The following is a 22,555-nucleotide window of genomic DNA, read 5'->3' on the forward strand; positions in this document are numbered from 1 at the left end:
CGTCACTCACTTTCAAGGTGTAAGGCGAGACAAGACCGTCCAAAACCGTATTTCGCAGGTCGTAATTGGCAGAAACCATCTCAAAATTAGCTTTTTTTAGTTGGGTCATCAAACCGTCAATTCCGTTGTCAAAATCATGATTTCCAATCGTAGCCACATCATATTCCATGAGATTCATCAGCTTGAACTCCAATTCACCGCCATAGTAATTGAAGTAGGGTGTCCCCTGAAAAATATCTCCTGCATCGACCAACAACACATTGGGATTTTCCTCCCGAATCATTTTGATTACAGCAGCCCGACGTGCCACACCTCCTTTATTAGGGTTTTTTGGGTGGTTGGCGGGAAAAGGATCAACGTAACTATGGACATCGTTGGTGTGCAAAATAGTTATCTGTTTTGTTTCAGCATTCGTAAAACTACTTAACCCAAGACTTCCTAGCCCTACATAAGCCCCTGCAGCTCCTGTTGTTTTGATAAATTCTCTACGTTTCATGCTGTTTTGTTATTCTTTAATGATAATTCGCGGAGTGGAATTTACCCGTATCGTATCGGTAGCCTTAAAATAATCGATGAGCAAATTTCGGATTTTATAGTCCGTTTGTTCCGTTTCCAAGGCTTTGCTAAAAAAGGTCATGTTGTCGCCTCCATTCGATAGATAATCTGAAGTAGCCACGCGATAGATTTTATTTTCATCCAACGGATTGCCTTGCACTAAAATAGTTTCAGCATGGTTATGATGCAGTGTAAATGTCAAACCCGACAAGGGGTGCGGTTTTTTTTCTTGCAGGATATAGTCAACCATTTCTTTAATCTGAGTGCCTTTCAAAGCCATAACCACGGCACTGTTTTCAAATGGCATGACTTCATACGCAGTACGTGCGGTAACGTTACCCTGAGGAATAACGGCTCGAATTCCCCCGTGATTGAGCAAACAAATCGCAGCAGGAGCTAAACCACGTTGTGCTAGGGTTTTGTTGATATATTCAAGGGTAACATCGGCCATAAAACAACCTATATTGGTTTGCCATTTTCCTTTGGACTTATCCAAGGGCTCGGGATTATAGGCCAACACCGTACTCAGGTCTTTTTCGATATGTTGACGATAGGGTTGTATCACCGCATCTATAGTGGAGTCAATCGGCTGACTTTCAGCTATAGCGATTTTCGTTCCCGTCACGCGCGTGGATGTCCACGGATTTCGGTGACAGGCTACAAGGGCGCCAAATGTTAAGATAAAAACAAAGTACTTTCGCAAGCTGCAATACTTTTTTAGCTTTACCATGTGCAATGCAGTTGAATTTAATTAAATTTGTAGTAAGTAAAAATACTATGTTTTTCCAAAGATTAAAGGATATATCACTTAAAAAAATCGTTAAGCGTAAATGGGCTGAAATCAAGCAATTGACCTCCAGCGATTTGGTGAAAAAGGTCGGTATTATCTTGGATGAGACTTGTTTTCAGGATAAAGATGCCTTGATTCGCGAGTTAGTCAAAAAAGGAATACGCCCTGAAAATATTGAGATTCTAGTTTTCAGAGACCATATTTCCAAAAAAGAAACGTTTGATTATCCCGTTTTTTCTTACCGCGATTTTAAATGGACGGGGTCGTTTGATAGTGCCGTTGTCCAACGATTTATCTCTCAATATTACGATTTATTAATCAATTATTATCCCACCGATAAAGGGATATTGCAATTCATTTCGCAATCGTCACGCTCTGGTTTTAAAGCAGGTTTTGCCAGCGTGGACAAGAAGTTAAATGATTTGATGATTGCCACCGATACTGAAGATCATTCACAATTCACCGAAGAATTGTTTAAATACTTAAAAATCCTAAACAAAATATAGCATGCGAGCATTAATTGGTACCGGTGTGGCGCTGGTAACTCCTTTTCAAAAAGAAGGTGCTGTCGATACAGAAGCACTCACTCGAATTGTCAATTTTCAAATTGAAAACGGAATCGAATATTTAGTCGTTTTAGGTACAACTGCCGAAAGTGCTACCCTAACGTCTGAGGAAAAAGAGTTAGTGATTCAAACCGTAATTCAGGTCAATCAAGGTCGTTTGCCGCTTGTTTTAGGGGTAGGAGGGAATAATACAGCGCAAGTGGTTCACGAATTGAAAACACGCGATTTATCTCCCTTTGCCGCAATTTTATCGGTCTCACCGTATTACAATAAACCGACGCAAGAAGGCATTTATCAGCATTTTAAAGCGATTGCAGAAGTCTCTCCCATTCCCATTATCTTGTACAATGTACCTGGTCGTACGTCGAGTAATATGTTGCCAGCTACCGTAATTCGTTTAGCTCAAGAATTTTCCAATATTGTAGCGATCAAAGAAGCAGCAGGAGATATCGTACAAGCGATGCAGTTGTTGCAACATAAACCTGCTCATTTTCATGTGATTTCGGGCGATGATATGATCACATTACCGATGGTTTTGGCTGGTGGAAGTGGTGTGATTTCGGTGATTGGCGAAGGATTTCCCAAAGCGTTTTCCGACATGGTGCGCTTGGGATTGAATCGAAAAGTAGATGAAGCCTATGCCATTCATTACCAGTTGGCTGATGCGATTAATATGATTTTTGAACAAGGAAATCCTGCGGGAATCAAAGAGGTGTTTATGCATTTAGGCTTGTCCGAAAATACGGTACGCTTGCCTTTAGTCAATGTTTCTGCCGATTTATCACAACGGTTGAAGCAATTTGTGGATGCATTTCCATTGTAAAAAAATATTTTAAAGCTATACAAATAATACCTACTTTTGCGTTTCGTTTTGGCGAAAGTCGAAAGAACCTATTTCCGAATGAAAAAACGATTGATTCTTAGTATACTTGGATTATTTTTGGTTAGTTGTAGCGAATACCAAAAGGCGTTTAAATCTGAAGATACCGAAGTAAAAAAAGCGGTGGCCAAAAAAATGTATGATAAACAAAAGTACAACAAGGCGATTCGTTTGTATGAAATTATTGCTCCGGTTTACAAAGGAAAATCGGGTGAAGAAGAGATGTCCTATAGTTTTGGGATGTCATACTACAATACGAAGCAGTACTATTTGGCGGCCTATCAATTGGAAGGTTTTGCCTCTTCCTATCCTAGAGATTCTCGTGCAGAAGAAGCTTTCTTCTTATCGGCTAAGTGTTTTGCAGAATTATCTCCAACCTATAGTTTGGATCAAACGGAAACGGACAAAGCGATTTATAAAATGCAAGAGTTCATTGATCGTTACCCCAATTCAACGTATATGGCTCAAGCAAATGTCATTGCGAAAGACTTGCGCGTAAAATTAGAGCGAAAAGCTTTTGAAGTAGCTAAACAATACAACACGATAGGTGATCACAAAGCAGCTCAGGTGGCTTTCGATATTTTTTTATCTGATTTTCCAGGAACCGTTTTCAAAGAAGAAGCGTTGTTCCTTAAATTAGATTCAGCCTTTCAGTTGGCTATCAACAGCGTTCCTGCCAAAATGCAAGAGCGCTTAAATAATGCCAAGGGCGCTTACCAGTCTTTAGTTAAATTTAAAGGCGACTCAAAATTTAAAAGCAAAGCCGACGTTATGTTGGAACAAATTGATAAAGAATTACAACAATTTTCAAAGTCATGAGTAAAATGGATTTAAAAAAGACAACAGCACCCGTAAATACAATCACGTATAACCGTGCTGTTATCGAAGAGCAGACAGGTAATATTTACGAAGCCATTACCATTATGGCTAAAAGAGCAATTCAAATCAATACGGAAATCAAGAAAGAATTGATTGAAAAATTGGAGGAGTTCGCAACGTATAATGATAGCTTGGAAGAGATTTTTGAAAATAAAGAACAAATCGAAGTTTCAAAATTCTATGAGAAATTGCCCAAACCCCATGCGCTAGCCGTGCAAGAATGGGCCGATGGTAAAATTTATCATAAAGACGTTTCGAAATAAAAATTGATCCCATGGCAGTGTTGAGCGGTAAAAAAATAGTTCTCGGGGTTTCCGGAGGCATTGCTGCTTATAAAGCCGCTACATTGGTTCGATTACTTATCAAAGCAGGTGCTCAGGTCCGTGTGGTCATGACACCTGCTTCTGTTGATTTTGTAACTCCCCTAACGCTCGCCACACTATCCAAAAACCCTGTCTACAGTTCGTTCTACAACGATGATGAAGAAATTCAGTGGAACAATCACGTGGAATTAGGATTGTGGGGTGACCTAATGTTGATTGCTCCCGCTACCGCCAATACATTGGCCAAAATGGCACATGGAAACTGTGACAATCTTTTGATTGCAACCTATCTTTCGGCGAAATGTCCCGTTTATTTTGCACCTGCTATGGACCTAGACATGTACAAACATCCGTCTACTTTGGCTTCTTTTCAGTTGTTGCAACAATTTGGAAATGTCATGATTCCCGCCGAAAAAGGAGAGTTGGCTAGTGGATTGTCGGGCGAAGGACGTATGGCAGAACCCGAAAACATTGTGGCGTTTCTCGAAAAGGATTTATTGGGCAAAATGCCACTACGCGATAAAAAGATATTGATAACAGCTGGACCCACTTATGAACCTATTGATCCTGTTCGGTTCATTGGAAATCACTCTACAGGGAAAATGGGTTTTGATCTTGCTGAAACTGCCGCATCGTTAGGAGCCACCGTTTATTTGGTTACAGGGCCGACCGCTTTATCAATAAAAAATTCAGCCGTGAACCGTATTGATGTGCAAACGGCTGAGGAAATGTACACCGCTTGTTTACACTATTTTCCTGAGGTTGATGTGGCTATTTGTGCTGCAGCAGTGGCAGATTATCGTCCCGAAATTGTGGCTCAGGATAAGATAAAAAAATCCAATGATACGCTATCTCTTACCTTAGTCAAAAACAAAGATATATTAGCTGCATTAGGAGCGCAAAAGAAAGCTCAATTTTTAATTGGTTTCGCCCTAGAAACGCAAAACGAAATTGAAAATGCGAAGTTGAAAATTGCGAAAAAAAACTTAGATTTGATTGTGCTAAATTCCCTTCGTGATGCCGGTGCTGGATTTGGAACACCCACCAATAAAGTAACGCTCATCGATCGGAACGGAACGGTAGAACCCAAACCTTTGCAGTCGAAAGAGGCCGTTGCTCAAGTGATTTTGCAAAAAGTAATACAACATTATGAAAGATAAATTACTCGTTTTTTTGGTTTTAGTTTTGTCTTTGTGCACCGTAAATGCACAAGAAATCAATTGTAGGGTAGTCATTAACTACGACAAAATTACCAATGTCAATACCCAAATTTTTAAATCGTTGGAAACCTCAATCAATGATTTTATCAATAAAACGGTTTGGACAGAAAAAACATTTGAGAACCAAGAGAAAATAAGCTGTAGTATGTTCATCACGATCAATTCGTATGAGAACAATAATTTTGACGCTAGTTTACAGGTGCAATCTTCACGACCTATATTTAACTCAGGATACAGTTCCAACTTGTTAAATATCAACGATAAAGACTTTCAATTTCAATATGTTGAGTTTCAACAAATGTATTTCAACCCCAATAGTTATGACTCCAACCTTATGTCAACCTTGGCGTTTTATATCTACATTATCTTAGGGATTGACGCCGAAAGTTTTGAATTGGATAGTGGCTTGCCTTATTTCCAAAAAGCACAAGAGGTAGTCAACTTAGCAATGCCCGGCGGTGGAAAGGGGTGGCAACAATCGGATCGTACGAACAATCGCTATTATTTGGTAGCCGATTTGTTATCGGGGACCTTCAAACCGTATTTAGAGGCCATTTATAAATATCATTTTCAAGGTTTAGACTTGATGCACAAAGACCTAAAGGCGGGTAAAAAAGCGATTATTGAATCGATAAGTAGTTTGGAAGCCTTGCACAAAACGCGTCCCAATGCCTTTTTAACACGATTGTTTTTTGATGCCAAAGCCGATGAATTGGTCGCGATATTGTCAGGTGGTCCTGCAGTGCCCGCCGAAGGAATCGTCGATAAGTTATCGCGAATTTCTCCTCTTAACAGCAGCAAGTGGAATGCCATAAAATTCTAATTGAATCGAGAATACCTAGATGATTACAGCCCTTTCGATAGAAAATTACGCTTTAATCGAAAAGCTTTCGGTTAATTTTTCCTCTGGTTTTACCGTAATTACAGGTGAAACGGGGGCCGGTAAATCGATTCTGTTAGGTGCATTGGGTTTAGTTTTGGGCAACCGTGCCGATTTATCTGCACTTAAAAATTCAAATGAAAAATGCGTGATTGAAGCGCATTTCTCCATTGCCTCGTATCAACTTCACGATTTTTTTGCGGCCCATGATTTGGATTACGATGCCGATACGATTATTCGACGCGAAATATTACCCTCAGGGAAGTCAAGAGCTTTTATCAACGATACGCCCGTTAATTTATCGGAGTTGCAAGCGTTGGGAGCCAAGTTAATAGATGTACATTCCCAACATGAAACGCAAGCGCTCAATGACGATGATTTTCAATTTCAATTGGTCGATGCTGTCGCGGGTAATAACGATATTTTACGAACCTATCAGCAAACCTTAAGGAATTACCGTAAATCACAAAACACTTTACAAGAAAGGCAAGCAGCACGCGCAAAAGCCTTTCAAGAACAAGATTATCATTCTTTCTTGTGGGAGGAATTGGTGGCTGCTCAATTGGTTGCAGGATCACAAGAGGAAATGGAATCGCAGTTGGAGAAACTAACCCATGTTGAACTGATTCAATCCCAATTAGCTAAAGTACTTAGCGCATTGCAAAGGGAATCGTTTGGCGTTGTTGATCAATTGAAAGAATCCAAAAATGCGCTTTCCAAAATTGCTTCTTTTTCACCCGAATACCAACAAATTTTAACACGGATTTCGAGTGTTTTAATCGAAATTGATGATATCGCTACCGAACTGCAAGAAGGGGCTGAACAATTGCAGGCCGACCCTGAAATATTGCAAAGCCTTCAAGAGCAGTTGCAAACGATTTATACGTTGCAAAAAAAACATCAAGTTCAAACCATCGATGCTTTATTGAAAATTCAAGAATCGCTTCAATCTAAAATGGTTTCACTTACCAACTTAGAGGAAGAAATTGTACAATTGGAGCAGGAGGTAAGTGGGTATCTTCATGAATTAGAGCAATTAGCCCAAACCCTTACACAAAATCGTCAAGCAGCTGTTGGGCCATTAGTTCAAGAACTACAAAAAATAGTAGCCAATTTAGGAATGCCTAATGCACAGTTTGCTATAGAATTTCCAGCGAAAACTACCTTAACACCACAAGGAGATACCGGAATTCAATTGCTTTTTGCCGCCAATAAAGGTGTTCAGTTAGGTACGTTGAAAAAAGTAGCTTCAGGTGGTGAATTATCACGTATTATGTTGGCTGTCAAAGCAATTTTGTCTACAAAGATTCAGTTGCCATCCTTAATTTTAGATGAAATTGATACAGGTGTTTCTGGGGAAATAGCACATAAAATAGGGGAAATTATGCGCGGTATGAGTCGAAATATCCAACTTTTTGCAATTACCCATTTGCCACAAATAGCGGGCAAAGGACAACACCATTTTAAAGTTTACAAAGTGGACGACGATACCCGTACCAAGTCCAATGTTAAAGCCTTGAACGAAGAAGAACGCATTCAAGAAATTGCCCAAATGCTTTCGGGAGAAGTCGTTACTCCTGCTGCAATCGGGCAAGCACGCGAATTGCTTAACTAAAAAAATGCCTTATCTTTGGCGAAGTACATAAAACATTAAATAGAAAAGTATGATTATCGAACCCAGAATGCGCGGATTTATTTGTTTGACAGCTCATCCAACAGGCTGTGCACAAAATGTAAAAAATCAAATTAATTATGTAAAGGCGCAAGGGAAAATTGACGGAGCAAAACGCGTTTTGGTCATTGGGGCCTCAACCGGTTTTGGTTTGGCTTCTCGCATTACAAGTGCATTTGGATGTGGCGCGTCTACCATTGGTGTATTCTTTGAAAAACCTGGTACAGAAGGTAAAACAGCCTCACCGGGTTGGTATAATTCAGCCGCATTTGAACAAGAAGCTCATGCCGCTGGATTGTATGCCAAGAGTATCAATGGCGATGCTTTTTCGGAGGCCATCAAAGAGCAAACGATTGCTACCATCAAAGCCGATTTGGGTCAGGTTGATTTAGTGATTTACAGTTTGGCTTCCCCAGTGCGTATGCATCCAACGACAGGTGTTTTACATCGTTCGGCATTAAAACCAATCGGAGGAACCTTTACCAATAAAACTGTCGATTTTCATACGGGTAATGTGACCCATGTCTCTATCGAACCCGCAACGCAAGAGGATATCGACAATACCGTTGTGGTAATGGGTGGCGAGGATTGGAGTATGTGGATGGATGCCCTGCAAAAAGAAGGCGTATTGTCTGAGGGCGCTATGACATTAGCGTATTCTTATATCGGTCCTGAGGTAACCAAAGCGGTTTACCGTAATGGAACCATTGGTCGTGCCAAAGATCATTTGGAAGCTACGGCAGCCACCATCACAGAACGATTGCAAAGTTTGGATGGAAAAGCGTATGTTTCTGTAAATAAAGCTTTGGTGACGCAAGCAAGTTCGGCTATACCGGTTATCCCACTTTACATCTCTTTGTTGTATAAAATTATGAAGCGTGAAGGAATTCATGAAGGCTGTATAGAACAAATGGATCGCTTATATCGTGCGCGATTATATGCGGGATTGCCAATTCCGGTTGATGCTGAAAATCGAATTCGTATTGACGATTGGGAAATGCGAGATGATGTTCAAGCAGAAGTGGCCCGTTTGTGGGAAGAAGCTACAACAGAATCTTTGGGCGATTTGGGCGATTTGACCGGTTATAAAAATGATTTTCTTAATTTATTCGGATTCGGATTAGAAGGGGTGGATTATTTGGCTGATGTAAATGAAGTGGTGTCAATTCCCAGTATTTCCTAATAATTTTAAATTTTAACATATCAACAGTCTGAATATTTTTTCAGGCTGTTTTTTTTGGCTACATTTATCTCGCAAAAAATTAAACCTAACAAAGTATTTTATGAAGAAAATTACAATGACTTTAGCGTTGTTGTTGTTTCTACAGTTAGGATTTAGTCAAACGTTAAGTCAATATACTTTTTCACAAAGTAATGGAACGTATTCGGCTATTTCTGGGGGGACTGTTTTAGGAAACACAGCAAGCGATGATGAACGATTCTTGGATCCAGCAGTTCCTCTTGGGGGGAATGCTTTCACAGGAGTGGGATTGCCCATTGGATTCAATTTCGTTTTTAACGGTACGACTTATGACCGTTTTGCCGTGAACACCAACGGATGGATTTCTTTGGGATCAACCACGTTTACGCCCGCCGTAGATATGAACTCCTCTTCATCTTACACGCCACTATCTTCAACCAGTACAGTGGTAGCTAGTGATCGAGTGGCTCGAATTGCTGCTTTTTCCCGCGATTTGCAAGCTCAAGCTGGAGCAGAGATTCGCTATGAATTAATAGGTTCAGCGCCAAACCGTGTTTTGGTAGTGCAATGGAAAAATTATGCAAAGTATTTAGCAATTGGGGATTCATTCAATTTTCAAATTCGTCTCCAAGAAACTACCAATGCAATAGCAATTGTATATGGTACAATGACTAATAATGCGACACCGACTACAGCCGATTGTGGTTTGCGTGCAGCACCCAATACGCCTGCTTCTAATTTTTCTAATAGAAGCACTGCTACCGATTGGAATGCTACCACTGCTGGAACTACCGCAACGGCAACGGTATTACTTTCCAACACAATTGCACCAGTTTCTGGATTGAACTTTACGTGGACACCACCTCCTTCATGTACTGGGACTCCTAATCCTGGGAATACGATTGCTCCGAGTGCCACAGCATGTGCCGACGTTCCATTTAACGTAACGTTACAAAATGCTACATCCGGTTCAGGTGTTACCTACCAATGGTTGGTTTCTTCAGATAATATAACATATACCAATGCGCCTGGAATTTCAAATGCAGAAGCCTACAATGCTTCTCAAACTGTCGCTACATACTACAAATGTATTGTAACATGTACCGCTTCTGGGCAAAGTGCTGAAAGTACACCAATTTTGGTTGGAATGACCGCCCCGAATGCTTGTTACTGTGTACCTATCTACACGGTTGGGAAAACCGATGGCGATTTGATTTCAAATATTGTAATCAATGGAACTACTTTGTCAAATAACTCAGGAACTAATCCTGTGAATCCGGCATATACTTATTTTACGGGACAGCCTAACTATACGGCTGACTTACAAGCGGGTGGAACTTATATTGTTTCAGTTACAGTTGGAACATTTGGCAACCAAAATATGGCTGTTTGGGTCGATTACAACGATAATGGTGTTTTTGAAACCAATGAGCGTGTTGGATTTACTACAGCCGCAATTGGAGCCAATGGAACAGCGACGTTTACCATAACTTTAGCCTGTAATCCACCACTAGGAACGCATCGTATGCGCATTCGCGATGTATGGAATACACCAGGTAATACCATTGACCCTTGTGCATCTTATGGATATGGGGAAACTGAAGATTACGATGTGACCATTACTAACGCGGTGGCTTGTCCTCAACCTTCCAATATCATTACAACAAATGTTACGACTACATCAGCAAGCATCGGTTGGACAGCAGGTTGTACAGAAACACAATGGGCAATCTATGTTACTCCCAATGGAGGAGCAGCCCCAATTGCAGGTGCAGGAACTGTTGTTACAACAAATCCTTATGTATTGGTTGGTTTAAACCCAAATACTTTATATGATATTTATATTAGCGCGATTTGTGGACCCAATGAGTCGAGTCTCTGGACAGGTCCATTTTCATTACGCACATTGATTCCACCTCCAGCCAACGATGACTGTGTCAATGCAATCGCATTAACTGTTGGTACAAATGTCAACAATATTCCTGTTACAACTACAAATGTTTCTGCCACCAACTCCAATCCACCAGCGCCTGGATGTGCAGGTTTTACAGGAGGAGATATTTGGTTTACCGTGACGGTTCCTGCTTCAGGAAGTGTAACCTTGGAAACCAATGCTTTGTCGGGTAGCGCCGTTACCGATACCGGGATGGCGGTTTATACAGGTACTTGTGGAGCGCTAACATTACTCGCTTGTGATGATGATAGCAGTACCAATGGAAACTTTTCTTTAATCAGTTTAAACGGATTAAATCCAGGACAAGTGTTGTACGTTAACACATGGGAATACTTAAACGACGCTTTTGGTGAATTCCTAATTGCAGCATACGATTGTGCTTCAACAACTCCAGCTCCAACCGGCGATGCCGTCGTAAGTTTTTGTGGTAACGGATTTACAGTCGCCAATTTATTTGCCAATGGAACCGCTATTCAGTGGTATGCAACACCAACCGGTGGTACCCCACTGAGTGCCTCAACGGTATTGGTGGATGGCACATCGTATTATGCCTCTCAAACCTTAGATTGTGAAAGTTTTCAACGTTTACAGGTAACAGTTGATGTTGTTCCACTGCCTGTGTTATCAGATGCGACGCTTACTTTGTGTGATTTGAATAATAATTCTACAGAGGTAGTAGATTTAACAAGTGCAATTTCTTTAATTTCAAATGAAACGGGTCTTACGTACAGCTTTTATTTAGATTTATTCGATGCTGAAAATCTCGTTAATGAAATTCCTAATCCTACTGATTATGTTGCCTTAAATGGAGAGACAATTTTTGTCGTTGGACAAAATAGTTTAGGTTGTACTTCAATTGTTGAATTAGTATTGGTGGTTACAGCACCTTCAGCTGCCCCATCAGGAAATCCAACACAAGATTATTGTACCAATGGGACTATTGACGATTTATCGGTTATCGGGACACAAATTGTTTGGTATGACAGCGCAACGGGCGGAAATGTACTTCCAACGTCGACTCCATTAGTGGATGGTGCTACCTATTTTGCTTCTCAAAATGAATTAGGATGTGAAAGTGCGTCTCGTTTGGCTGTTACCGTAAATGATATTTGTGCTACTACGGCTTGTTTGGATACACCCAATGGTGTATTCCCTACACAAACGTATACTCCTGCCTGTATTGGTTCGGCACAAGCCATTACCACAGTAGGTTGGGCGGGAGAATACTCTAATGTAAATGTGACTGCAGGAGTGCAGTATACATTTACTAGTTCGTTAACATCAGATTTTATTACGATCGCTAATACCGACGCTACATTGGCGTATACTTCGGGTATAACTCCAGTAACATGGACAGCTACCGTAACGGGTGTTATCCGTTTTATTACCCACGCCGATGACCAATGTACTGATAACCAGGATGGCCGTACTCGATCAGTAGCTTGTGGAACGCCACCGCCTGTACCTAATAATGATTCTTGTGCTACGCCCACCGCGTTAACTGTGGGTGGAGTATATGCAGACCAAGATATTGATACTTCCAATTTGGGTGCTACTTTAAGCACAGAAACACCAGCTCCATTTTGTGGTGCCTTTGGATTTGCAACCTCAGGAAAAGACGTGTGGTATAGTTTCGTTGTTCCTACATCTGGTAATGCTACGATTGAAACAGCCGGTACTTCAATAGGAGGAGCCGGAATTGATACGGTGCTTCAAGCCTACATTGGCGATTGTGCTGTTTTAACCGCCGTAGGTTGTGATGATGATGGCGCTGCTGAAGTAGCTGTAGGACACTCAAGATTAGTACTTACCGGACTTACACCAGGAGTTACCGTATTGATAAGAGCTTTTGGTTACAACGGTAGTCAAGGTGCATTTGGTCTTTCAGTGTATGATGCTTCATTGAATACGCCAGGGTTTAATGATATCCAATTTACAGCCTATCCAAATCCGGTTAAAGATGTTTTGCAAGTAACTGCCTCTGAGTCAATTGATCGTATTGAAGTAATTACTTTACTCGGACAGTTAGTTTGGTCACAAACCATTCAAGCGACTGAAACACAAATCGATCTCTCTCAGTTGCCCACCGGAACATACTTGGTTCGGGCCACAGTAAATCAACAGGTCAAAACATTAAAAGTGATAAAGCAATAATTTTACTCTTTTTTTAATCTATAAAAATGTCCCGAAACTTCGGGACATTTTCTTTTAGTATCGAGTATATTTGCCAAAAAAATAGGAATGCAGTTTTCTATCATCATACCCGTTTACAATCGACCTGACGAAATCGATGAGCTTCTGTCAAGTTTGGTACAATCAACGTACCCTCATTTTGAAGTTGTAATTGTAGAGGATGGGTCTAGTATCGATTGTAAAGCAGTGGTGCAAAAATATGCGCAAAAACTAAAGCTGTCCTATTATTACAAAACCAATTCAGGTCCGGGTGACTCTCGGAATTTTGGGATGCGAGTGGCCAAGGGAGATTATTTTATCATCTTTGATTCCGACTGCATTATACCACCACACTACATGTCTGAGGTAGTCAAAGAATTGAAAATGAATTATGTAGATTGTTTTGGCGGACCCGATCAAGCCTTGAAATCATTCTCTTCAATTCAACGGGCTATCAATTTTGCCATGACTTCTTTTTTAACAACTGGCGGTATACGTGGCGGATCGGAGAAAATTGACAAGTTTCAGCCCCGAAGTTTTAATATGGGGATTTCCAAAAAAGCCTTCGAAGCCTCCCAAGGTTTTGGGAATATTCATCCGGGGGAAGATCCTGATTTGTCCATTAGGTTGTGGAAAATGGACTTCAAAACGCGTTTGTTTAAAAAGGCCTACGTCTTTCACAAACGACGAATCGACTGGGATAAATTTAGTCTGCAAGTCACCAAATTCGGAAAAGCACGTCCAATTTTAAACCGTTGGTACCCCGAATATGCAAAAATTACGTTTTGGTTCCCTACGCTTTTTATGGTTGGACTCTTGGTTTCTTTTCTTGGATTAATTGTACTTTGGGATTGGGGAATGCGAATGTATATGGGGTATTTTGCCCTAATTTTTGTGGTGTCCTCCATTCAAAATCGCAATCCATGGATTGGCTTGCTTTCGGTTATTGCCGTTTGGAAACAGTTTAAAGGGTATGGTAGCGGTTTTATTCTCTCGTATTATCGAGTCCATTGGCTTAAAAAAAATCCGCAAGAGGCTTTCCCTGAATTATTTTTTACCACCAAAGAAGCCCGTCTCACGGAAGAAATTCATATTCAAAAAGAAGCCGAGGAACCCATTCATAAATCTGTAGAAAAGACACTTGATAAAATTATAGCTCCCCTTCAGAAAATTGTCGAAACAACACCAATAAAAACCAAAATTATTGGTTTGACTGGGGGAATCGGAAGCGGGAAAACAACACTTGCCCAGTATTTAATAGCCAAAGGGTATCCTGTCTATATCTCTGACCTAGAGGCCAAGAGAGTCATGGATTTCCCCGAAATTGTAGCTCAAATTGCGACTTCCTTTGGTCCTGAAATTTATAATGCAGAACGAAAATTGAACCGCGATCAGTTGGCTGCCGTAGTTTTTAATAATCCCGAAAAGCTCAAACAACTCAATACCATCGTTCATCCCGCAGTAAAAAAACATTTTGAGCAGTGGCTTATTTCACACCAACGCGAACCCATTGTATTTAAAGAAGCGGCCATTCTTTTTGAAAGTGGAAGCTATAAAGATTGCGATGCCGTGATTACCGTTACCGCTCCTTTAGAATTACGCATCGCCCGTGTTTTGAAACGCGATCAAACTACCCGAGAAAAAATTCTACAAAGAATTAACAATCAACTCTCCGACGAAGAACGTGCCGCACGCAGTCAGTATGTCATTCAAAATGAAAATTTTGAAGAAACCAAGCGCCAAATCGAGGAAATCCTTATTTCTTTGAAAAAAAAGCAATAAAACACGCCTGTGTTAATGTTTGGTTAATACATTAACATCACAAATGTTAAAATATTAATTTTGATGTGATGAATAAATTTGTTTTTCGCCTCCTGGTTTTCTTAATGAGTATTTCCCTTTTGGGAATCATTTTGGTACAGGTGTATTGGTTCAACAGTTCCCTAGAGAAAAGCGAAGAACAATTTAAATTTCACGTGAAGCAAGTCCTTGGGAATGTAGCCGAAAAGCTCGAAAAACAAGAGAAATACTCGTTTTTAAATCGCTACAACCAACTCAAGGCCAGTACGGGTAAACTCCCTCAAAAAGAAGATTTTTTGGAGTATAAATACGTACAGCGAAACAAAAAAACAAACCAAACAATAATCTACTCCAACAGTATTACGATGGAGGATTATTATATTATGCAGTCGTTCTTTGATAAAAATGATGATAGTACTACCGTAAAAAACTTCACCACCAAGCGAAAAACCGCTGTTTTTAACGGTAAAGAATTCGAAGACAAAGGTTTTCAGAACAAATTAACGCCCGATATTTCCATCGAACGCGACGGAACCGTTGATATTCTTCAAGATGTTCAGTTTGAAATCGCCTACAAAGATGTGGCCGCACAACGACCCATTCAAGAGCGGATAACGGTAGCGCAACTCAGGAATTTACTCAACGCCGAACTCAAAGAATACGGTATCAACACTCCCTTTGAATTTGATGTCTACAGCAACGGCTTGGCAACCAAAATCAAATCGGAGCATTTTAATTACGATAAATATTCGACCTATTCCATTCCGATTCTTATCGATAATGACGGACATAACCGTTACAATCTCCTGGTTAATTTTCCCCAAAAGAAGAAGTTTCTTTTCTCCGAAATTTTAGCCATTACCCTTTTGTCTATCGTTTTTACACTCATCATCATTATTGCGTATGCCAATGCATTGCATCAGTTGATAAAACAACGACAGATTTCCGAAATCAAAACGGACTTTATCAACAACATGACGCACGAGTTCAAAACTCCTATTGCAACCATCAATTTGGCCCTTGATGCGATTCGAAATCCCAAAGTAATCGAAGACAAAGAAAAGGTTTTTCGTTACCTGCAAATGATTCGTGACGAAAATAAACGAATGCATGCTCAAGTAGAAAATGTGCTACGAATTTCTAAGCTCGAAAAGAAAGAACTCGATATTAGCAAAGAACCTCGTGACATTCATGAAATTATTGATGATGCTATTGAACACGTGAATTTAATCGTAGAAGATCGTAACGGAAGCATTCAAAGTCACTATGAAGCCACCCGTAGCACCGTGTTGCTCAATGATGTGCATTTCACAAATGTAATTGTTAATATTTTGGATAATGCAATAAAATATTCTACCGAAGAACCCGTTATAGAAATACGCACTGAAAATATTAAGGATTTTATACTGATAAAGATAAAGGATAATGGGATAGGAATGAGCAAAACCGCTCAAAAAAGAATTTTTGAAAAATTCTATCGCGAACACACCGGTGACGTGCACAACGTGAAAGGACACGGGTTAGGTTTGGCATATGTGAAACGAATAGTGGACGATCACAACAGTCAAATCTTCGTGGAAAGCGAAAAAGGAAAAGGAAGTACATTCATCATTAAAGTCCCACTGATAAACTAGATTACCATGGAAAAAGAGACAAAAAAAATCCTACTTGTAGAAGACGACCAAAATTTTGGCGCCATCCTCAAAGACTACTTAACCCTCAACGACTTTGAAGTGACGCTGGCCAAAAACGGTATGGAAGGCTTCGAAAAATTTAAAAAAGATACCTACGACCTCTGTATATTGGACGTGATGATGCCCTACAAAGATGGGTACACCTTGGCCAAAGAAATTCGCGAGAAAAACAAAGAAATTCCTCTGATTTTCCTCACCGCCAAAACCATGAAAGAGGATGTACTCAAAGGCTATAAAGTGGGCGCCGATGATTACCTCAATAAACCCTTCGATTCGGAAGTGCTGCTGATGAAAATCAAAGCGATTATGCAACGCAAATCGTCCGAAACAAAGGCCGAAAATACGCAGTTCGAATTCACTATCGGGAAGTTTCACTTGAACTCCAAATTGCGTTTTCTTACGTTCCCCGGCGAGGAACCCATCAAACTTTCACCGAAGGAAAATGAGTTGTTGAAACTCTTAGCCTTGTATGTCGAGGACTTGATGCCGCGCGAATTAGCACTAACCAAAATCTGGCGCGATGACAATTACTTCACCTCGCGTAGTATGGACGTGTATATCGCCAAATTGCGTAAATATTTAAAAGATGATCCCAATGTCGAAATCCTCAACATCCACGGCGAAGGTTTCCGTTTGGTCGTGAAAAAATAATTTCAATCCCTGTCCTACGACGGGGATTTTTTTTGGGCGCTTTTCGGGCTATCTGTTCCAAGCCGCCCACCGCCCCAAAGCAAAAAATCCCGAAAACAAGCGCTTCACAAGGTCGCCTTGTTTTCGGGGTTTTGCTAGTTGGGCCGTCAAGGCGGGCTTTCCACGACTATCCCGGCGCTACATACTGCATCAATCGGCCCAGTCCATCGCCAATGCGAAACAATTTTTTCCTTCCTGCGATACCACAAATACACCATCATGTTGCCCGATTTCGGCCTCTTGACCTAAATGCATTTCCCGCATAAAATTCATATCAAAGGCTTGTAAACGACCTTCAAACAAGCGATCCGGGTCGCAATGATTCAAACACCATTCCAAATATTTTACATTATTCACATGATTCACTATATCCAAATCGGATAACCGAATGCGATAGGTTTCAACCGTTTCAATCGTGTTCGGTAAAGTTATTTTATGGGTTGGTAAAGCGGTAGCTCGCTCGTCATAGCGTACAAAATGATCGTTGGGTAAAGCTAGCGTATCTGGGCGTCGGGTTTGGGTATTCAAAACCGCCCAATAGGTTTCACAACCTACCCATTTCTCATCGCCGTGCCATAATTCCAAACAACGTGTCGAACGGGAGTTCTCCAAAGCATGAATCCACGTATTCACCGTCACGGTGTCTTGCCAACGGGGCAAGGCTTTAATCTCTACCCGCATCCTACTCAAAACCCACGCTTGATGGTGGCGCTGCATGGCCCGATAACTCAATCCGCCAAGATCGGCATGTGCCCCGGCTGTGAGTTGCAATAAATTGCATAAATCGGTGTATTTCAACATACCGTTAGGGTAACAATGTAAAAAATTAATAGTCCATTCTTGTGAATAGCGCGACGTAAAATGAGGCGATATAGCCATATTAGTGAATTAAAATACCCAGCGAAAGTACGAGTTTATTTCCTCTTCCAAAATAGTCCTCGTCGGCAGGTGACGCCTTTAAATCGTCATTGTATAAAAAAGCATAATGCAATCCAGCATACCCTGCATAGGTTTTACTGAAACTATAATTGACATACGATCCCAGTCGTATTTCCTCCCAACTTTGTCGGGCTAAGGTACTACCGCTGCGTGTGGCGCGATAGGTCATGCGACTTTGGCCGTACGCCAGCGTAGGATTCAATACCCATGCGCCCTTCAAAGGATGTTCATATTCAACTTGAAACAGCGCAGTACTTGATTGAATGTGACTAAAATTTCCGATCCGATTTGGATTGGTGTTGCGGTAGCCTTGCAATTCCCAACCCACAGTAGCCCGAAAATTGGCAATTTTGACCAGTGACAAACTGCTGTGAAACCCCATGGACTCGGTTAAATCGTCGGCAAAAAAATTGGATCCAACTAGCTTAGGGTACTGAAATCCAAAACGAAAAGCGGGATAAAAATCAATCCAGGGTTCTTTTTTAATTTTTTGACCCTGCACGGCAAGACTAAAACACCCTAAAATAACAAGTATTAAATTCTTCACTTTCATAAATTAAGGGTATAGGTTAGTGCCGTTTCAGCGATTACAATAGGGACGGATAATTCGGATACTTGTTGGGTAAGTCCATTTTTTACTTTATACTGCAATGTACAGGTTTGATTTTTTCGCACTTGATAATCCAACCAAAACGGATCTCCAGTGGTGAGGGGATGAAAATCATAGTTGGGTGTATAAATCATTCCCGTAAGATTTAATTGCTCCAAAAAACTATTGGGATTCACGGTATTGACTACGATATTCAATGGAACCAAATCAGAGGCTTTATACCGAACAAGGGTTCCCAGATTCCATTGCAATCCTGAAAAGTTGGATTTATGCAATCCCGTGCAAATCAGCGGCAAATAAGTACTGTTTTCCTCAAAAATCAGTTCCGCCCCCTCATTGGGTCGAAATAGCGTTAAACGGAAGGCACCCTGTCCATCCGTTGCGGTTTGGTAGGTAGCCGTGTCGTACCCATCTTCATCGTATTGGGCTCCGAGATAGGCCCGTTGGTTGGGGAGTGGTTGGTTGTAGGCATCGACAACGCGTCCTTCAAGGTTGATAATCGTTTCTCCATCATACGGAATGCCACAACACGTAAGGAACAAAAGGAGTAAGCCACTTAATAATCGCATAAATGATTGTTTATATAAATGATGAATTCAAGCGCTATAGGTTGCGTTCTCTAGCAGAAAAGGGCAACGATTTAACAATTTCTTCCAATGGGGTTGCGTAATGAAACCAGATTGTATTAGGGTCGCGTTTGAACCAGGTTAGTTGTCGTTTCGCAAAACGACGGGTGTTCATTTTGATATTTTCGACGGCGGTTTGCAAGTCCACTTCGCCTTCAATATAAGCAAACAGTTCGCGATACCCCACCGTTTGAAGCGCATTTAAATGACGTTGCGGGTAGAGGGTGCGAACTTCTTCCAAGAGTCCGTCGGCCATCATTTGATCTACTCTATGATTGATTCGGTTGTACAATTCGTGGCGCTCTGCTTCCAATCCGATACAAATCGACTGAAAAGGACGCGTGTTTTCTTTTTTTCCAATGAAGGAGGAGTAGGGTTTACCCGTGCCTAAGCAAACTTCTACAAAGCGTTTCATGCGTTGTGGATTTTGTAGGGTTTGCGGATTCTCGGCAGTTAATTTGGCATAGTAGTGAGGATCTAATTTTTGCAATGTTTCCTGCAAATAGGCCAAACCTTCTTCCTTAAATCGTTGGTTAATGGTGTCCCGAATCGAGCCATCAAGGGCTGGAAATTCATCAAAGCCACGCAAGACGGCATCGACATAGAGGCCTGAGCCGCCTACCATAATTTGGATTGGATTTTTTTGAAACAGCTGGTTCAGCAAACGTAAAGCTTCCATTTCAAAGTTGCCTACGCTATACTTGTCGTGAATCGAAATGTGTTGAATGCAATGGTGCCGCGCGGCTGCCAGTTCTTCAGGGGAAGGAACCGCTGTACCGATGCGCATTTCGTGATAAAATTGACGGCTATCACAAGATAGGATCTCACAACCAAAATGTTTTGCCAATGCTATAGCTAGCGCTGTTTTCCCGATGGCGGTGGGTCCGATTACCGTAAGTAAAAGTGGGGGCGTTTGCATGAGGCCAAAGGTAGCAAATTGGTTGTATTGATGGGTAATTTTTAGCTCGGTTAAGTTCAAACACACGTACCTTATAGCGTGAATCCTCCCAACGGAACGGGGAACGATATTGTAGATAGCCTGAAGGTCTAGTTTAGCTGCTACTGAATTTTAAAACAAAAATTAAAAAGTGAGCACTTTCAAGACTTTATTACGACGTAAATAGCCCTGAATAATGGAGCGGGTATCCCGATTGTTTTGCATAGGGATGATCAGATTTTTTAATATCTCGAGGTTGTGAATTTGGTAATTCAAATCGTAAAAACAGTAGCCTTTGTAAATGCCATTTTCAATCAAAATAGCACTGCGTTCTTCGGTACGTCGGCCGCGATCGATGACCACTAGCGTTTGGTTACCCAATTGATTTTCTTCGAGGTAGGCTTCGACGCGCGCGTTATAACTATCGGGAGATTCGGCACCGATACAAGCCCCAGCACACTCTTTGATTTTGTATTGAAAGCAACTGTTTTGGGTTTCATACAGCCCATTGATTTTTTGGCAGAGTTGGAATTTTTCGGTAATGCGAAATAAGTAGTTTTTACCCTCTTGAACGCTACTGAAAGCAGTAATTTCTTTTTTTCGCCCGTCGGCTTTTTGAAGTAAAAGACTTAAATACCCTTGATCGTTAAGGACTTCATACAAGGCCCACTGAAAAATGCTTTTGCGTTGCGCGCGGTTGTAAATGGGCTTATTAATCTTGATTTCTTCACTTTCTTTAAGCAAAGCAATCAGTTCGCTACCCGTTTCTTCGTAGGTTACGGCAAATACTTCGCGTTGAATTTTTTTGCTTTTGCTGGTCGTACCCGTAAAATGTTGGTTGACCCTTTTTTTGATGTTTTTACTTTTCCCGATATAAATCAAATCGCCTTTTTCATTGTGGATGTAGTAAATCCCTGTCTTGGTTGGCAAAGCTTCTACTATATCGAGGAGTTTTGGAGAAAGTCCCGATTTAATTTCGGTTTTCACCAATCCTTTTAGAATTTCTTTTTCCGTGTCTTTGGCGAGCAAAAGTTTAAATAATTTCACCGTAGCCATCGCATCACCACTTGCACGGTGTCGGTCGGCCATAGGGATGCCTAAAGCGCGCACTAATTTTCCGAGACTGTAGGATATTTGGTCGGGAATTAATTTCTTGGATAACTCTACCGTACATAAAGTGGGCCGTTTAAATTCGTACCCCAATCGTTGAAACTCGGTACGGAGAATACGGTAATCAAAGGAAGCATTATGCGCCACGACAATACAGCCTTCAGTGATTTCGATAATGCGTTTGGCGACTTCAAAAAACTTAGGAGCACTGCGAAGCATGGCATTATTGATACCCGTTAACTTCACCACAAAGGGTTGGATGGGAATTTCAGGGTTGACCAAACTAATAAACTGATCAACCACCTCATGTCCATCAAATTTGTAGATAGCAATTTCGGTAATGCCTTCTTCGTTAAATTGGCCGCCGGTGGTTTCTATGTCGAGAATACAGTACAATGGGGGTGTTGCTAATTTACAATTTTATAAACTTATAGTGATTACAAGTTCAAACAAAAGTACAGTTTTATAGTGAAGGATGATTGTCGTCAGGAATATTAGTTTTCAAGGACTTACCCATAGTTACGAACACCAAAAATACTGCTTCCGATGCGCACCATAGAACTGCCACAAGCTATGGCCAAAGCGTAATCGCCCGACATGCCCATCGATAGCGTTTGAAGAGTTACATTGGATCTTTTGAGCGGTTGGTATTGATTAAAAAGGGATTTTAAGTACCTAAATTCCTTTTCAATTTGCACTGTATTTTCGGTAAATGTCGCCATGCCCATAAGTCCCACAATATGCACGTTGGTCAAAGTTTCTAATGCTTTATGATGCAATAGTGAAGCTAATTCCTCGGCATCGAGGCCAAATTTAGTTTCTTCTTCGGCAATATGTATTTGGAGTAAGCAATCAATAATTCGGTTGTTTTTGGCTGCTTGTTTGTTGATTTCTTCCAATAATTTAAAACTATCTACGCCGTGAATTAAAGCCACATAAGGAGCCATGTATTTCACCTTATTCGTTTGTACATGTCCGATCATATGCCATTGGATATCTTTGGGTAATTGTTCCCATTTATCGGTCATTTCTTGGATTTTATTTTCTCCAAAAACAC

Annotated in this window: 20 protein-coding genes and 1 pseudogene; 13 read left to right on the forward strand and 8 right to left on the reverse strand. The window is 40.9% G+C overall.

Annotated features, from left to right (window positions below; all coding sequences use genetic code 11):
- Together Q0037_RS09670 and Q0037_RS09675 are read right to left on the reverse strand one after the other, a co-directional pair.
- Positions 1 to 496, reverse strand: a 496-nt coding sequence (locus tag Q0037_RS09670) for a metallophosphoesterase (RefSeq protein ID WP_297517603.1), incomplete at its 3' end; no start/stop codon positions are given.
- Between the two features lie 9 nt (positions 497 to 505).
- The gene (locus Q0037_RS09675) at positions 506 to 1,258 is read right to left on the reverse strand and encodes a 5'-nucleotidase C-terminal domain-containing protein (RefSeq protein ID WP_367274091.1); all 753 of its coding nucleotides are present in this window, start codon (positions 1,256 to 1,258) and stop codon (positions 506 to 508) included.
- Positions 1,259 to 1,332: 74 nt separating this feature from the next.
- Between Q0037_RS09675 and Q0037_RS09680 the strand changes: the two genes are divergently transcribed.
- The 13 genes and pseudogenes from Q0037_RS09680 to Q0037_RS09740 all read left to right on the forward strand — a co-directional run bounded on the left by Q0037_RS09680 (position 1,333) and on the right by Q0037_RS09740 (position 17,237).
- Positions 1,333 to 1,851 (forward strand): hypothetical protein, encoded by a 519-nt coding sequence (locus tag Q0037_RS09680; protein WP_297517607.1) that lies wholly within the window; start codon positions 1,333 to 1,335, stop codon positions 1,849 to 1,851.
- A gap of 1 nt (position 1,852) precedes the next feature.
- Positions 1,853 to 2,734, forward strand: coding sequence for a 4-hydroxy-tetrahydrodipicolinate synthase (gene dapA / locus Q0037_RS09685; protein ID WP_297517609.1), 882 nt, complete (start codon positions 1,853 to 1,855; stop codon positions 2,732 to 2,734).
- Positions 2,735 to 2,812: 78 nt separating this feature from the next.
- Positions 2,813 to 3,610: an outer membrane protein assembly factor BamD gene (locus Q0037_RS09690; protein ID WP_297517612.1), complete on the forward strand. Its 798-nt coding sequence runs from the start codon at positions 2,813 to 2,815 to the stop codon at positions 3,608 to 3,610.
- 5 nt (positions 3,611 to 3,615) lie between these two features.
- On the forward strand, positions 3,616 to 3,933 hold the full coding sequence (locus tag Q0037_RS09695) for a DNA-directed RNA polymerase subunit omega (RefSeq protein WP_297517638.1): 318 nt from the start codon (positions 3,616 to 3,618) through the stop codon (positions 3,931 to 3,933).
- An 11-nt stretch (positions 3,934 to 3,944) separates the two neighbouring features.
- On the forward strand, positions 3,945 to 5,153 hold the full coding sequence (gene coaBC / locus Q0037_RS09700; RefSeq protein WP_297517614.1) for a bifunctional phosphopantothenoylcysteine decarboxylase/phosphopantothenate--cysteine ligase CoaBC: 1,209 nt from the start codon (positions 3,945 to 3,947) through the stop codon (positions 5,151 to 5,153).
- Positions 5,143 to 6,036: a DUF4835 family protein gene (locus Q0037_RS09705; protein ID WP_297517616.1), complete on the forward strand. Its 894-nt coding sequence runs from the start codon at positions 5,143 to 5,145 to the stop codon at positions 6,034 to 6,036. The genes coaBC and Q0037_RS09705 overlap by 11 nt, the downstream gene beginning before the upstream one ends.
- A 19-nt stretch (positions 6,037 to 6,055) precedes the next feature.
- Entirely contained in the window at positions 6,056 to 7,708 is a 1,653-nt protein-coding gene (recN, locus tag Q0037_RS09710; protein ID WP_297517618.1) for a DNA repair protein RecN, read from the forward strand.
- A gap of 49 nt (positions 7,709 to 7,757) precedes the next feature.
- Entirely contained in the window at positions 7,758 to 8,948 is a 1,191-nt protein-coding gene (gene fabV / locus Q0037_RS09715; protein ID WP_297517620.1) for an enoyl-ACP reductase FabV, read from the forward strand.
- 100 nt (positions 8,949 to 9,048) lie between these two features.
- On the forward strand, positions 9,049 to 13,074 hold the full coding sequence (locus tag Q0037_RS09720; RefSeq protein WP_297517622.1) for a GEVED domain-containing protein: 4,026 nt from the start codon (positions 9,049 to 9,051) through the stop codon (positions 13,072 to 13,074).
- A gap of 87 nt (positions 13,075 to 13,161) precedes the next feature.
- A pseudogene (locus tag Q0037_RS09725) lies at positions 13,162 to 14,148 on the forward strand (glycosyltransferase family 2 protein); the annotation flags it as partial.
- Between the two features lie 153 nt (positions 14,149 to 14,301).
- Positions 14,302 to 14,874, forward strand: coding sequence for a dephospho-CoA kinase (coaE, locus tag Q0037_RS09730; protein WP_297517640.1), 573 nt, complete (start codon positions 14,302 to 14,304; stop codon positions 14,872 to 14,874).
- Positions 14,875 to 14,942: 68 nt separating this feature from the next.
- Positions 14,943 to 16,526 (forward strand): sensor histidine kinase KdpD, encoded by a 1,584-nt coding sequence (locus Q0037_RS09735; protein ID WP_297517624.1) that lies wholly within the window; start codon positions 14,943 to 14,945, stop codon positions 16,524 to 16,526.
- 6 nt (positions 16,527 to 16,532) lie between these two features.
- Complete coding sequence (locus tag Q0037_RS09740; protein WP_073362617.1) at positions 16,533 to 17,237, forward strand: response regulator transcription factor; 705 nt, start codon at positions 16,533 to 16,535, stop codon at positions 17,235 to 17,237.
- A 189-nt stretch (positions 17,238 to 17,426) separates the two neighbouring features.
- Here Q0037_RS09740 and Q0037_RS09745 read toward each other — a convergent pair whose 3' ends face one another.
- The 6 genes from Q0037_RS09745 to Q0037_RS09770 form a co-directional block, all read right to left on the reverse strand.
- Positions 17,427 to 18,155: an acyl-ACP thioesterase domain-containing protein gene (locus tag Q0037_RS09745; protein ID WP_297517627.1), complete on the reverse strand. Its 729-nt coding sequence runs from the start codon at positions 18,153 to 18,155 to the stop codon at positions 17,427 to 17,429.
- A 1-nt stretch (position 18,156) separates the two neighbouring features.
- Complete coding sequence (locus tag Q0037_RS09750) at positions 18,157 to 18,762, reverse strand: hypothetical protein (protein WP_297517629.1); 606 nt, start codon at positions 18,760 to 18,762, stop codon at positions 18,157 to 18,159.
- A gap of 2 nt (positions 18,763 to 18,764) precedes the next feature.
- Positions 18,765 to 19,394, reverse strand: coding sequence for a hypothetical protein (locus Q0037_RS09755; RefSeq protein ID WP_297517631.1), 630 nt, complete (start codon positions 19,392 to 19,394; stop codon positions 18,765 to 18,767).
- A 34-nt stretch (positions 19,395 to 19,428) separates the two neighbouring features.
- A complete protein-coding gene (gene miaA, locus Q0037_RS09760) occupies positions 19,429 to 20,370 on the reverse strand; it encodes a tRNA (adenosine(37)-N6)-dimethylallyltransferase MiaA (protein ID WP_297517642.1) in 942 nt (313 codons plus the stop codon).
- A 162-nt stretch (positions 20,371 to 20,532) separates the two neighbouring features.
- Positions 20,533 to 21,894, reverse strand: coding sequence for an exonuclease domain-containing protein (locus Q0037_RS09765; RefSeq protein ID WP_297517634.1), 1,362 nt, complete (start codon positions 21,892 to 21,894; stop codon positions 20,533 to 20,535).
- Between the two features lie 113 nt (positions 21,895 to 22,007).
- Positions 22,008 to 22,555: YggS family pyridoxal phosphate-dependent enzyme (locus Q0037_RS09770; protein ID WP_297517636.1), on the reverse strand; the 548-nt coding region annotated here is incomplete at its 5' end.

This window comes from Flavobacterium sp. (assembly GCF_027482425.1).
In the GTDB taxonomy this organism is placed as follows: Bacteria; Bacteroidota; Bacteroidia; order Flavobacteriales; family Flavobacteriaceae; genus Flavobacterium.

Coding starts and splice junctions, on each gene's coding strand:
- Q0037_RS09680 (WP_297517607.1), top strand. CDS start 1,333: ATGTTTTTCCAAAGATTAAAGGATATATCACTTAAAAAAATCGTTAAG.
- dapA (WP_297517609.1), top strand. CDS start 1,853: ATGCGAGCATTAATTGGTACCGGTGTGGCGCTGGTAACTCCTTTTCAA.
- Q0037_RS09690 (WP_297517612.1), top strand. CDS start 2,813: ATGAAAAAACGATTGATTCTTAGTATACTTGGATTATTTTTGGTTAGT.
- Q0037_RS09695 (WP_297517638.1), top strand. CDS start 3,616: ATGGATTTAAAAAAGACAACAGCACCCGTAAATACAATCACGTATAAC.
- coaBC (WP_297517614.1), top strand. CDS start 3,945: ATGGCAGTGTTGAGCGGTAAAAAAATAGTTCTCGGGGTTTCCGGAGGC.
- Q0037_RS09705 (WP_297517616.1), top strand. CDS start 5,143: ATGAAAGATAAATTACTCGTTTTTTTGGTTTTAGTTTTGTCTTTGTGC.
- recN (WP_297517618.1), top strand. CDS start 6,056: ATGATTACAGCCCTTTCGATAGAAAATTACGCTTTAATCGAAAAGCTT.
- fabV (WP_297517620.1), top strand. CDS start 7,758: ATGATTATCGAACCCAGAATGCGCGGATTTATTTGTTTGACAGCTCAT.
- Q0037_RS09720 (WP_297517622.1), top strand. CDS start 9,049: ATGAAGAAAATTACAATGACTTTAGCGTTGTTGTTGTTTCTACAGTTA.
- Q0037_RS09735 (WP_297517624.1), top strand. CDS start 14,943: ATGAATAAATTTGTTTTTCGCCTCCTGGTTTTCTTAATGAGTATTTCC.
- Q0037_RS09740 (WP_073362617.1), top strand. CDS start 16,533: ATGGAAAAAGAGACAAAAAAAATCCTACTTGTAGAAGACGACCAAAAT.
- Q0037_RS09745 (WP_297517627.1), bottom strand. CDS start 18,155: ATGGCTATATCGCCTCATTTTACGTCGCGCTATTCACAAGAATGGACT.
- Q0037_RS09755 (WP_297517631.1), bottom strand. CDS start 19,394: ATGCGATTATTAAGTGGCTTACTCCTTTTGTTCCTTACGTGTTGTGGC.
- miaA (WP_297517642.1), bottom strand. CDS start 20,370: ATGCAAACGCCCCCACTTTTACTTACGGTAATCGGACCCACCGCCATC.